This is a genomic window from Paenibacillus hemerocallicola, assembly GCF_006265175.1.
Lineage (GTDB): Bacteria > Bacillota > Bacilli > Paenibacillales > NBRC-103111 > Paenibacillus_AB > Paenibacillus_AB hemerocallicola.
Genome location: NZ_VDCQ01000027.1, coordinates 36,255 through 49,055 on the forward strand (window position 1 = coordinate 36,255; position 12,801 = coordinate 49,055).

Genomic DNA, 12,801 nt, shown 5'->3' on the forward strand with positions numbered 1-12,801 from the left:
CTGTCAATAAATTCCGTCCTCGCCGAATTTCTTGGAAATGTAGTTGGCGCCTCCCACAAGAATGAGTCCGACAACCCCTTTGAACACCCCTACCGCGGTAGCGAAGCTGAAATCGGATTGCTGGATGCCCTTGTAGTAGACGTAAGTGTCCAGCACGTTACCGATCTGCATATTGAAGGCGTTCAGCATCAGAAATATTTGCTCGAATCCGCTGTCCAGCACGTTCCCGAGCCTCAGGATCAGCAAAATGACGATGGTGCCCCTAATGCCCGGCAGCGTGATGTGCCAAATTTGCCTCCACCGGTTCGCCCCGTCCATAATCGCGGCTTCGTACAGATCGGGGTTGACGCCGGCCAGAGCGGCGAGGAAAATGATCGTCCCCCAGCCGATTTCTTTCCAGATGACCTGCAAAATAATGAGGGGGCGGAAGAAGGCCGGCTCGGTCAAGAAATCGACGGGAACCTCGAAGCCGAAATACACCTGCAAAATACGGTTGATAATGCCGTTGGAGCGCAGGAAGATGAAGAACAGGCCGACGACGATAACCCAGGACAAGAAGTGCGGCAAGTAGACGATCGTCTGAATGAGCCGTTTGTAAATTTGGTTGCGCACCTCATTGAGCAAAATGGCCAGTACGATCGGAGCCGGAAATGCGAACAAAATTTGCAGAAACGATAAGTACAGCGTGTTCCACAGCACCCGGGCGACCTCCGGGTCGGCGAAAATTTTGTTGAAATGCCCGAAGCCGACCCATTCGCTGCCGGAGAACCCGAGGAAGGGGCTGTAGTCCTGAAACGCAATGACCATGCCGAGCATGGGGATATACCGGTAAATGATGAAATAGAGCAGACCCGGCAGAACGAGAAAGTAGAGGAAACGGTCTCGCCATATTTTCAGAGCCACTTTTTTCCCTGGGGAAATCGCCGCTCTGGAGGTGCTGGCGGCGGTTGGTACAGGTTGCGACATGATAGCCCTCCCGGCTCGAATTTGTTAGCGCTTGCATGAACGGCTGCATAAGCCGGTAACGACAATGATTGCTTGTTCGCTTACAAAGAGCTGCCGGCGTTCAGTAGGATCAGCCGCCTCGATTCGCCCGCGGTCAGCGGCAAAGTCAGAACGGCGACCGCTTCGTTAAGCTTGGCCGAGCCGTCCGCGGCATAAGGATTGAACGGATAGGACGGCCAGTTCAAGCTGTATGCTCCTTCGAGCCGCAGCTCCCAGCCCGCATGCCGGATACGATGAAGTCCGCGATCTCCGCGGATGTCGAGCGGCTGCTCGGAGACGACCCGCGCCTCCTCGGGTTCGCCTGCATCAAGCGGCTGTCCGCGCTTCAGCTGGAGCGGGATGTGGACCAATCCTTCATCTCCGGCAACGATGTCCGATGAAAACTCGAGCTCGGCGCAGTCGGAGGATACCGACCGCAAGCCAACGGTCAATGTGCGCGGGCCGCAAGAGAGACTAATTTCCCGGCCGTCGGCATTAAGCGTTCCCGCATGAGGGACATAGTCATGTCCGCCTTCAGCCGTACGAATCTCGAATGTGCTCCATTCCGGTTGGTTTTTGGAGTTGCCGCCGCCTATGATCAAGCCGGAATCCTTATGCCAAACGCCTATGAAGCTTTGCCGGTCTTGTCCCCAGCGGGAGTCGACGCGCGGTGCGGCGAAGGCGCTCAAGCAGACGTACCAGTCGTCCTGCTTGACGGCGACCGATCGCGCCAGCTCCTCGGCGAAGACGGGCTGATCGAATAAGGTCGAAGACTCCTCCGTTTCCACATCGTCCGTCGGGCTGCCCATGTTCCAGTACAGCAGCAGGTTGGCCAGATGAGGCGCTCTCCATTTGACGCCCCGGTTCATCGCCAAAGCGATCAGGCTTCGCGCATAAGCTTCGCCGCGCGGCAGCAAGGTGAAGCCCACGAGTCCCATCGGACTCGGATGATTGTCGTACTTCGTTCGGCCGTCTACCGTCTCGACTCTCGAGCCGTCCGGATAAGTGAACCGCTCGTGGAAGCGGAGCGCCTTGTCCAGCGACGGAATCACGTCAATCTCGCCATTATGGCGGCCATACAGGCCGAGGGCATGAACGTAGACAAGATTGTACAGGGTGGTTGGTCCATGATGCTCCGGCCAGAACCCTTCCTCGTCCTGCTCGTCAAGCGTGAGTCGAATCATCGTATCCGCCGTCTGCTTCCATTCCGGTCGTCCGAATAGCCGGGAAGCGCGATGAAGCGCCATGGCGTTCCAAGTCGGAATATTGTGCACGACCGATGCCGATGTCCGTTCCGGTCGGTCCAGCGACTCCCGCATCTCGCGATGAATCCCCTCGAATGCGAGCTGCAGACCTTCAAGCCAATCGGCACGGCGTGTTTCGCCCAGCTCCGGGGCGAGCAGCCCGTACGTTTCCAGCCAGTGGTACATCGACCACGGCATGTAGATCGGGCCCCATTTGGAGCCGTCCGTCTTGACGAACTCGACTTTTCCGTCCGGGTATTGAAAGCTTCTCAGCGCATCCCCGGTCAACCCGATCCGCTCCAGCAGCATCGCGTCCCGATACAGACGATTCCCCGGAGCTTGATGCAAGTATAGGAACGCCATGCACAGCATAATGTCCTGGTTCGTTACCGCCCAGCCGTCGCCTTCCATAAAACGGCCCGTCTGCGGGTCGAACTGGCCGAACGCTTCTTCCACATTGCGGGCGAACCATTCCGACACCTCTGCCGGAGCCGGCTTGCCTCGTGCCACCCATCGCTCCATCGATTGCAAACCTCCGTTAATTTAAAGGCCGGCGAATTATTGAGAGGAGGGTTTGGAAGGAGACTGGAGAAGCGTAAGCGTTCGCATTTGTTCCCGGAGCTTCACCGATTACGGTGTTATTGGATCAAAAAATCTGGGAACAACGGCGATCGGAAGCTCCTTCCAAACCTGCAGCGGATTCACCGGACTTCTAGATTTCGTAACTGCACCATTATCGAACCACAATGCTCTTTTTACGCGCAATTATCTCTTCCCGCAGCCGTCCGGCTATACGGATAAAAGGATGAAGATAAGGATAAACGGGAGGGCGGACGCCAAAAAACGCCCTTTTGCAAGGGCGTCTAGGTTAGTCAAAAAGAGGACAGTACCATCTGAAAGGGGTTGGGGAAATGGACGTAAAGCGGAGCAAGGGCGTCTAGGTTTATCGGACAAGTCAGAGCTTCTCGTCGCGATTGTTTTTGCGATACGTGCCGGGCGGCGAGCCGACGGTTTTCGTGAAGATGCGGGTAAAGTTGTGCACGGTCGTATAGCGCAGCCGTTCGGTCATTTCCTTGATCGGCATATCGGTATGAATGAGCCATTCCTTCGCTTTGTTGATCCGATACTGAATAATATATTGACTGAAGTTCGTATCGAGCTCTTCCTTGAACGCCCTGCCGATCTGCCCCGTGGAAGCGCCGAAATGATCCGCCACTCCCTGCAGCGACAAATCCTGATCGTAACGATCGTGGATGTAAGCCAATACTTGATGCAGCAGCCGTTTCTGCTTCCCGATCTGCAGCGTCTCCAGCTTCTCCCGGATGGAGCGGAATACGGTGCCTTTCAACCATTGCTCCACGTCCTTCAGCGAGTTGAACGCGTACAACGATTGGTACAGGTCGGTCTCGAAGAAGTCCTCCAGCTCGTAGCCGAGCTCGTGAATGAAGCCGTCCAACTCTCCGATCAAATATGCGAATAGCGCGAGCGCGGTCTCCGTGTTCGGCACGGACTTCGGGATTAAACGCATCAGTTCCTCGAGTCGCTGCTCGGCTTGCGGGAAATCCCCCTGCGCGATGCTGTGCATGATCATTTTCTGCGATTCGATCAGCGGCCTGCCGGACGACCTGACCGAAATAGCGATATCTTGCCTGGCGATCGTCACGTTCATTCCCAGCAGCATCCGGTAACCCATCAATGACAACGCCTCCTGGTAACAATCGATCAAGCCGCCGTAATCCTTCTTGGCGCCGCTCATCGAGACGGATACGGTAAATGGGAAAAACTGGGACACTTTGTGGCGAATTTCGTCGCATATCGTTCTCACGGACGGCTCGGTGTCATCGTTCCATTGCTCGATCCCGAGCATCAGGGCGAACTGCCCGGAGCGGGGAACGACGGTTATGCTTGAATAACGGTCGGTGCTGATCTCTTCGATCAGTTTGCTGAGCGCGTACACGATAAGGGAGCGGTCCTTCTTCTGGTACATGCGCTGAAATTCGTCAAACCGATCGACCTCGACGATGCAGACGCAATACCAGAGCCCTTCGAGCGGCAAGCCGTAATGCTCCATTTGCAGACGAAACTCCTGATCCGACATATCTCCGCGCAGCAGACGCAGGAATACGCCTTCCCGCCAATAGGGGAGCTGTTCGCCCAGACGCACCTGCAGCTGCTTGTTGGCAGCCATCATTTGCCGCATATTCCGATCCAGCGTCTGAATCGCATCGCTTCTCTCGGACTGCGGGGAGCTGAACAAAGACAGCAGCCTCTGGATCGGCACATACAACCGGTTGGAGCCGGCGATCGCCAGCACCAGCCAGATGCCGGACAACAGGGCGACCATCCCGAACGTTGCCTGCTGAATGTTGTTCAGCTTCCGGTTCAGCTCGGCCGTTGGAGTCATCGTCACATAGGTCCAATTCGTAAAAGCCGATCGGAGCGCCGACAAATCGTACTGCTTGTCGTTGAAGCGAATTTGATTCGGTCCGTCCAGCTGCCGCGCCCAATACTCGTATAGCCGGACCGATGCGGCCAGACCGGAATCCGCCGCGGACGCATTGCTTTCCGCCACCACTTTGCCCTGTTCGTCGAAGATGAACAAAATTTTTTGACCGATATTGAGCTCCTTGAGAAAGGCCGTCAAATTATCCGGGTTTACATGGATAAACAGCATGCCGACCCCCGGAAGGCTGGTGGCGGGGATCGGACGGACGATGAGAATTTCATTCTGATTCGCGTACGTATTGGGGGATACGACCACGAAGCCGTTGTATTTCAATGGGCTGTTTTGAACGATTTCCCGGTAAGGGAATTGGTTCAGATCGATGTAGCCGTACCGGTTGGAATATACTTTATGGAATTGATTGTAAACGACGGAAATATCGAAGGCGATGTCGGATAAGCTGCGATACTTTTGCAGGGCGTCCATCATCTCGGTCGATTCGGTCAAGTACCGTTCTATGGAGATGCCATGACGGACGGAAGATTCGACGGATGGATTGGAAGCGATTTCAAGAGACGATTTGCCTAGCGATTGAAGGAAAGTATCGACGTGTTTTTCGATTTGCGCCAATATCATCTGATGGTTTAGATCGACTTCCTCCTCGACGCTCCGCGAAACCGTATAATACGAAAATAAGCCGAATAGGGGAATGGGCGCGATGCTCAAAATAACGATAACCGCCAACAGCTTTCGCTTGAACGTAAACATTTCGGAAAAATGGCGAACGATTTTCATGGTGCATACCTCCAGGACGACGATCCCCGAGTAAAAAGCAATCGCGTTTCTTGCATGTATCGGAATGCGGCCGCCCGCCGGGCCGTTTGCCGGGTTCAAACAGCTTATATACATGTCTATACTCATTCTCACATCGCAGGCGGGAACTGTCAACAGCGGGCGAGGGCGAAGAGCGAATCTTTATATTGACTTGTTAAACTGTATGCATTAACATAACAGTATTCTCCTTGGAGAGGGAGGAACTGAAGCCAATGAACAGTGAATTTACCGTTGCCGTCCACAGCCTCGTATTTCTGGCCTATTTGCCGGAGCATATGGCCAGCAGCGAAACGATCGCCCGCAACGTTTCGACCAATCCGACGCGGATCCGGAAAATTATGAGCTTTTTGCGCGAACAAGGGTTTGTGAAGACGAAGGAAGGCGTCGGCGGAGGATATATGCTCAATTGCGATCCGCAGAAGGTTACCCTGGCCCAAATATACCGCGCGATGGCGTGCGGAGCCTTGAAGCCGAATTGGAATTCGGGGGATCCCGGGCAAGATTGTCTCGTCGCCTCCAACATGCAGTCGGTTATGGATCACATCTTCCGCGAAGCCGAGGTCCAATATAGAAGATGCTTGGAGCAAACGACGATATGCGATGTATTGGAGCAGGTTAAACATTGTCAGTCTTAAATTTTTTTTGTTTTTAATGTATCCGGTTTGGATACAGTTAATTTGATAAAGGCGGTGGAACATTTCTATGGTTAATTATTCCGTTTTGGACGTCTCCCCGATCGTCGTCGGCGGCACTCCGGCCGATTCGCTGCGCAACTCGCTCGATTTGGCGCGTCACGCGGAGAAGTGGGGCTACACCCGATTTTGGCTTGCCGAGCATCATAACTCGCCGAGCATCGCGAGCTCGGCCACCTCGGTCGTGATCGGGCATGTGGCTGCCGGTACGTCCACCATCCGCGTAGGGTCCGGGGGCATAATGCTGCCCAATCATGCTCCGCTTGTGATCGCCGAGCAGTTCGGGACGCTCGAGGCGCTGTACCCGGGACGTATCGATCTGGGCCTGGGCCGGGCGCCGGGCACCGATCAGCGGACCGCGTTCGCCTTGAGAGGCGGGCGACAGGGGAGCGACGGCCATGATTTCCCCGAGCAGCTGGAGGAGCTGCGGGCTTATCTAGCGGGTACGATGCCCGTAAGGGCGATTCCCGGCGAGGGCACGTCGATTCCGATCTGGCTGCTCGGCTCCAGCGATTTCAGCGCGAGACTGGCTGCCCGGCTCGGGCTGCCGTTCGGCTTCGCGGGTCATTTCTCGCCGCAGCACCTGCTTCCGGCTCTGGAAATTTACCATCGCAACTTCCAGCCGTCCAAAGTGCTGGCGGAGCCGTATACGCTCGTTGCGGTCAACGTCATCGCGGCGGACACGGACGAGGAAGCCCGGCGGCTCGCGACCTCCGGTCAGCAGCTGTTCCTGGGCTTCATCCGCAACAATCCCGGACCGCTTCCGGCGCCGGTAGACAGTATGGACCATCTGTGGAGCGAACAGGAGAAGGCGGCCCTGCAGCAAACGTTCGGCTCATCGATAATAGGCGGGCCCGATACCGTCAAGGAAAAGCTGCAGCGGTTCGTTCAGGAAACCCGGGCGAACGAGGTTATGGCGGTTGCCCACATCTACGATCATCAGGCAAGGCTCCGGTCCTATGAAATAGTGGCGGAGCTGAACGGACTGAACAGGTAATAAACGTACGCCTAAAAAAACTATAAGAAACTATAAAGAGAAAATCATTTCGGATAGGTGAGTGGAATATGACCAAGGCTGCAAAAGGGCAAAAGCGGATGCTGCTGCTCATGATCAACATGTTTATCGCGATGCTCGGTATCGGGCTTATTATCCCGGTTCTGCCCGACTTCCTGAGGGAGTTCGGCGCGGGCGGAAAGACGGCCGGCTATCTGGTGGCCGCGTTCGGGATTACGCAATTCATTTTTTCGCCGGTCGCCGGAGAATTATCCGACAAGTACGGTCGCAAGAGGATGATCGTTTCCGGACTGCTGTTGTTTACGATATCCAACCTGATCTTCGCCGCAGCCGGGCAAATATGGCTGCTGTACGTGTCCCGGCTCATTATGGGCATGGGCGCGGCGGCGATGATTCCGGCCATGCTGGCTTACGTCGCGGATATTACGACGGAGGAGAAGCGCGGGAAAGGCTTGGGCCTGCTGGGCGCTTCGATGTCGCTCGGCTTCGCGATCGGTCCCGGCATCGGCGGCTTTCTCGCCGAGTTCGGGCTGCGGGCCCCTTTCTATGTGTCGGCTGCGGTCGGGGTATTGGCGACGATCGGCTCGCTGCTGTTCGTTCCGGAGTCCTTATCCGCGGAAGCGCAGCTCGCTTCCAGGCAGGCGAACGTGAAGCGGGAACATATTTTCAAGCAATTCGGCAAATCGTTTAAATCCTCTTACTTTATCCTGCTTCTATTAATATTCTCGCTGACGTTCGGACTTGCCAATTTCGAAGCGATTTTCCCGCTGTTCGTCGACCAGAAGCATCACTATACCCCTATGGACATTTCCATCATCTTTACGGTAGGGGCATTGGCGGGCACCATCATTCAAGCCGTCTTCATCGGCAGTCTGATCAACCGGTTCGGCGAAAGAGCGCTGATCAACTGGACGTTCCTCCTGTCCGCGATCGCTCTAGTCCTTATGCTGCTGTCCGGCAATTTCGCTTACGTGCTGGCCCTTACGGTGCTGTTCTTCGCGCTTACTTCGATCATGCGGCCGGCCATCAATACGCTGCTGTCCAAATCCGCCGGCGAGGAGCAAGGGTTTGTCGCCGGTATGAATAACGCATATATGAGTCTGGGCAATATTTTCGGCCCTGCGATAGCCGGAACGCTGTTCGATATCCACATCAATGCGCCTTATGCGCTGGGAGCGATCATCCTGATCGCGAGCCTGTATTTGTCGATGACATGGGGACGGAAAGCGAAGCCGAGCATCGCTTTGGCGAAGTGAGGGAGCCGCATCCCGCTTCCGATGAGAAGGCACGCTTCTTGACTCGGCAAGCGCCGATGCCCTAAACTTAAACCAGTTGATTCTATACGGGGTAAAGGAGTGTGCGCCTCTTGCAAAGCATCCATGAAAACGACCCGTCGACAGGCGGTCCGGAAGATGACGCGGCGGATACGTTGGACGGCTTCGGAGAAGGCGCGTTTTGCGAAACGACCAGACGGGTCGTCCTGATCAGCCCGTTCCCGGCGGCCGTCCGGTCTCTCGTTATGGCGCTTACGATCCGCTGCTACGATGTGCTCGTATTCCATCACGAGAACGATCCGATTCTCCCTGCGCTCCAAAGCGATCTGGTCATCGTGGACCGTACGAGAAGCGTGGCGGACGAATCGCTGAAGCCGGTAGCCTTTGCCCAAAACGCCCTGCTCCTCGTCCATGCCTCGAACGATACGGCCGTCGGCGAGGGCAACCGTTTCGTCTGGCCCGGACCGCTCCGCTCCGCCTTGGCGAAAATCGAGGAGCTGGCGAGCCGGAACGACTCTTCTCCCGCTCCGGCAAGCGCCGGGCAGTGGCTGAGGCATAAAGACGTCGTGATGGATTTGAAGCGGATCACCGTCCACAAGGCCGGCTCGAAGATCGAGCTGACCCGAACCGAGTTCGATCTGTTTAAAATGCTGCTCGCGAACGGCGGCGGTGTCTTGACCCGGCAGGAAATGATGACGCAGCTATGGGGGGACGGCTATTTCGGCGGAAGCAATTCGGTCGATGTCCATATCAAGAGCCTTCGGCACAAGCTGGGCGACGATCCGAAAAGACCGGAATATATTGCGACCGTGCGAGGGATCGGCTATCGGATCGCCGATTGAAGCCACAGCACGCGGACGCTCCCGAATACGCGAATAAAACATGGCCGACAGCGCAGTTGCGATGAACTTTCATCGCGATGCGCTGTTTTTTCTTTCACGCGATTTTTTTTGCTCGACATCCGTGAAGCCATTTACCTGGCCGCTGACCTGTTGCTCGTCCCCTTTTGCCTTATGCAGAAGGCGTTTGGGAGCATTTGGGAGGAATTGGCGGGATATGGGGGGATTTTACCATGTGCTCCCGGTAATCTGCTCTCACGGGAGGAGAGCCGGGCTCAGTCCCGCTCAGCGGGCGAGACCGGGGATGAGCCGATCGGAGCGAACATGTTACCCTTATATGGGGCCCCGAAATACGGAACGGATACGAGAGGAGTTACGGTATGAAGAAAGGGTTTGGTCTGCTGCTGGCGCTTCTGCTCGGCGGCATTGCGGTTACCGGCTGCGGAGGCGGCGATTCGGCTCCGACAGGCGCTGGCGCAACCCCGTCCGACAGCCAGACGTCCGCATCGGAATCTACGCTCGAGAAAGCAAGGAAGCAAGGCTACATTACGGTAGGCTTCGCCAACGAGAAGCCTTACGCATATGCGACTCCGGACGGCAAGCTGACCGGAGAAGCGGTGGAAGTGGCAAGAGTCGTCTTGAATAAACTGGGGATCAAAGAAGTGAACGGGGTGCTGACGGAATTCGGCGCGCTCATTCCGGGACTGAAGGCCAAACGGTTCGACATGATTACGGCCGGGATGTTCATAACGCCGGAGCGCGCCAAAGAAGTGCTGTTCGCCAACCCCGAGTACAGCATCGGCGAGGCGATCGCGGTGAAGAAAGGAAACGCCGCCGGTCTGCGCAGCTATGCGGACATTGCCAAAAACAAAGACATCAAGGTCGCCGCCATGGTCGGCGCCATAGAGGAACAATATTTGACCAAATCGGGCGTGGCCAAGGAGCAAATCGTGACTGTGCCCGACCAGCCTTCGGCGATATCCGCCTTGCAGTCGGACCGCGTACAGGCGGTTACGATGACCGGTCCCGCGCTGCAGGCGATGCTCGATTCGGCCAAGGACGGCAATCTGGAGCGGGTAGCCGATTTCGAGCAGCCGACGATTGACGGCAAGAGCGTGCGGGGCTTCGGTGCGGCGGCATTCCGCCCGGGAGAAGACGAGTTCGTCAAAGCGTATAACGCGGAGCTTGCGAAGCTGGAGTCTTCCGGCGAGCTGCTGAACATTTTGGAGCCGTTCGGGTTTACGAAGGATGAACTGCCTGGCGGCAAAACCGCCGAGGAGCTGACGAAGCCGTGACCGGCCTAAGGGGGCGGGGCCGATGCAAGCGGTAATGGAGCTTCTCCCGGCCATGTGGAAGGGCACGGCCGTGACGCTTACGGTTACGGTGCTGGCCGCCATAACGGCTCTGCTGCTGTCGGTGGCGGCCGGTATCGCCCGGCAGTCCCGGCTCGCGCCGGTGCGCTGGCTCACGGCCGTGTACGTCGAGGCTTTCCGCGGGACGTCGCTGCTCGTGCAGCTGTTCTGGCTGTATTTCGCTTTCCCGTTGCTGTTCGACATCCGGATGTCGGCCATGACGGCGGCGGTGCTCGCTCTCGGGCTGAATTACGGCGCATACGGCTCGGAGATCGTGCGCAGCTCTATCGAGGCCGTGCCCCGAGGACAAACGGAGGCGGCCATCGCGCTGAATATGACGCCCGGTCAGCGGCTGTGGCGCATTATCGGCCCGCAAGCTTTGCGGATGGCGCTGCCCTCCCTGGGCAATCTGCAAATCGAGCTGTTGAAGGGGACGTCGCTCGTTTCTCTCATTACGCTTTCCGAATTGACTTACCAAGGCATGATGCTGCGCTCGTACGACATGTCTCGAACGGCGATCATTTTCGGCCTCATTCTGCTTATTTATTTCGTGATCGCCCAGCTTCTGACCTTCATGGTCCGTCTTCTGGAGCGGCGGTTCGCAGTGGGGAGGTCGCAAGCATGAAGTGGAGCTGGGACTATGCATGGAGCATCCTGCCGAAGCTGCTGGTGGTCGTGCCCGTGACGATCGGCGCCGCGCTGTGCGGCTTTGCGCTCGCGGTCATCCTCGGCCTGCCCCTTTCGATCGGCAAACGCTCGAAGCGCAAGGCGGTCTCGCGAACGGTGGCGTTCGTGCTGGAGCTGATCCGCTCGACGCCTCTGCTCATTCAACTGCTACTTTTGTTCTATGCGCTGCCGCTCTACGGCATTTCCTTGTCCCCGTTCACGGCCGGCGTCCTCGGGCTCGGCATCCATTATGCCGCGTATATGGCCGAGGTGTACCGATCGGGAATCGAGGCGGTTCCGGGCGGGCAGTGGGAGGCGGCCAAGGCGCTCAATTTCTCGCCCCGGCAAACGTGGTTCCGACTCATTTTGCCGCAGGCGATTCCTCCGGTTTTTCCGGTCATGGGCAATTATTTGATCGTCATGTTCAAAGAAACGCCGATTTTATCCGCGATTACGCTAATCGAAATTTTGCAGACGGCCAAATCGCTGGGCTCGGTTTCCTTCCGCTATATCGAGGCGTTTACGCTGGTCGGTTTGTTGTTTTTCTTGATGAGCTACGGCTCGTCGCTGCTGCTGAAGCGGCTGGAGCTCGGATTGAAACGAAAATAAGCTCGGGGGGGTTATGCCGGTGAATATGGCCGACAGCATTGGAACGAGCGTGCGGGAGATGGCCGCCTTGCAGCCGGTCGTCCGCTATCGGGATATCCGCAAATCGTACGGGGAGACCGAGGTGCTAGGCGGCATCGACCTCGATTTGTACCCCGGCGAGAAGGTGGCCGTCATCGGTCCGAGCGGCTCGGGCAAAACGACGCTGGCGCGCATTCTGATGACGCTCGAATATCCGACCGGCGGCACGATCGAGGTGGACGGGGAACAGCTGTGGCACAGGAGAGTGAAGGGTCGCATGGTACGGGCGGACGAGAAGCATCTGCACCGCATTCGCAGCTCGATCGGGATGGTGTTCCAGCATTTCCACCTGTTTCCCCATTTGTCCATTATCCGCAATGTGACGGAAGCGCCCATCCACGTGTTGAACATGCCGAAGGAGCAGGCGAGGGCCGAAGCGATGGAACTGCTCGACAAGGTAGGCATGAAGGATAAGGCGGACGCCTATCCGAGCCAATTGTCGGGGGGACAGAAGCAGCGCGTCGCGATCGCCCGGGCGTTGATCATGAAGCCGAAGGTGATGCTGTTCGACGAGGTGACGTCCGCGCTCGATCCCGAGCTTGTCGGGGAAGTGCTGAAGGTCATCAAGGAATTGGCGGAGGAAAGCTCGATGACAATGCTGCTCATTACGCACGAAATGGACTTCGCCCGCGATGTGGCGGACCGGGTCATCTTCACCGACGGCGGGCAGCTCGTCGAGGAGGGGCCGCCCGAGGCCATCTTCGAGCATCCGCGCAGCGAACGGCTCAGGTCGTTCCTGTCCCGCTTCCGCGGCCGCTGACAGAAAGGAGC

At 57.1% G+C, this 12,801-nt stretch carries 11 protein-coding genes; 8 read left to right on the plus strand and 3 right to left on the minus strand.

All coding sequences use genetic code 11. The features are described from left to right. Positions 1 to 3 precede the first annotated feature (3 nt). From FE784_RS19330 to FE784_RS19340, 3 genes are all read right to left on the minus strand, one after another. On the minus strand, positions 4 to 966 hold the full coding sequence (locus FE784_RS19330; RefSeq protein ID WP_139603864.1) for an ABC transporter permease: 963 nt from the start codon (positions 964 to 966) through the stop codon (positions 4 to 6). A gap of 80 nt (positions 967 to 1,046) precedes the next feature. Beyond that, on the minus strand, positions 1,047 to 2,750 hold the full coding sequence (locus FE784_RS19335) for a hypothetical protein (RefSeq protein WP_139603865.1): 1,704 nt from the start codon (positions 2,748 to 2,750) through the stop codon (positions 1,047 to 1,049). A 433-nt stretch (positions 2,751 to 3,183) separates the two neighbouring features. After that, positions 3,184 to 5,466, minus strand: coding sequence for a helix-turn-helix domain-containing protein (locus FE784_RS19340; RefSeq protein ID WP_176706366.1), 2,283 nt, complete (start codon positions 5,464 to 5,466; stop codon positions 3,184 to 3,186). 251 nt (positions 5,467 to 5,717) lie between these two features. On the opposite strand from FE784_RS19340, the gene FE784_RS19345 reads away from it, so the two are divergent. The 8 genes from FE784_RS19345 (at position 5,718) to ehuA (ending at position 12,790) form a co-directional block, all read left to right on the plus strand. After that, entirely contained in the window at positions 5,718 to 6,140 is a 423-nt protein-coding gene (locus tag FE784_RS19345; protein ID WP_139603867.1) for an RrF2 family transcriptional regulator, read from the plus strand. A 67-nt stretch (positions 6,141 to 6,207) separates the two neighbouring features. Then, positions 6,208 to 7,194 carry an LLM class flavin-dependent oxidoreductase gene (locus FE784_RS19350; protein ID WP_139603868.1) on the plus strand — a complete coding sequence of 329 codons (987 nt, stop codon included), beginning with the start codon at positions 6,208 to 6,210 and terminating at the stop codon, positions 7,192 to 7,194. A 68-nt stretch (positions 7,195 to 7,262) separates the two neighbouring features. Beyond that, entirely contained in the window at positions 7,263 to 8,468 is a 1,206-nt protein-coding gene (locus FE784_RS19355; protein ID WP_139603869.1) for an MFS transporter, read from the plus strand. A gap of 101 nt (positions 8,469 to 8,569) precedes the next feature. Next, positions 8,570 to 9,328 carry a winged helix-turn-helix domain-containing protein gene (locus FE784_RS19360; protein WP_425465553.1) on the plus strand — a complete coding sequence of 253 codons (759 nt, stop codon included), beginning with the start codon at positions 8,570 to 8,572 and terminating at the stop codon, positions 9,326 to 9,328. 377 nt (positions 9,329 to 9,705) lie between these two features. Beyond that, on the plus strand, positions 9,706 to 10,620 hold the full coding sequence (gene ehuB / locus FE784_RS19365) for an ectoine/hydroxyectoine ABC transporter substrate-binding protein EhuB (protein WP_139603870.1): 915 nt from the start codon (positions 9,706 to 9,708) through the stop codon (positions 10,618 to 10,620). A 22-nt stretch (positions 10,621 to 10,642) separates the two neighbouring features. After that, positions 10,643 to 11,302, plus strand: coding sequence for an ectoine/hydroxyectoine ABC transporter permease subunit EhuC (ehuC, locus tag FE784_RS19370; RefSeq protein ID WP_139603871.1), 660 nt, complete (start codon positions 10,643 to 10,645; stop codon positions 11,300 to 11,302). Beyond that, the gene (gene ehuD / locus FE784_RS19375) at positions 11,299 to 11,952 is read left to right on the plus strand and encodes an ectoine/hydroxyectoine ABC transporter permease subunit EhuD (RefSeq protein WP_139603872.1); all 654 of its coding nucleotides are present in this window, start codon (positions 11,299 to 11,301) and stop codon (positions 11,950 to 11,952) included. Before ehuC ends, ehuD begins: the two co-directional genes overlap by 4 nt. A gap of 25 nt (positions 11,953 to 11,977) precedes the next feature. Then, entirely contained in the window at positions 11,978 to 12,790 is an 813-nt protein-coding gene (ehuA, locus tag FE784_RS19380) for an ectoine/hydroxyectoine ABC transporter ATP-binding protein EhuA (RefSeq protein WP_281287131.1), read from the plus strand. Positions 12,791 to 12,801 lie beyond the last annotated feature (11 nt).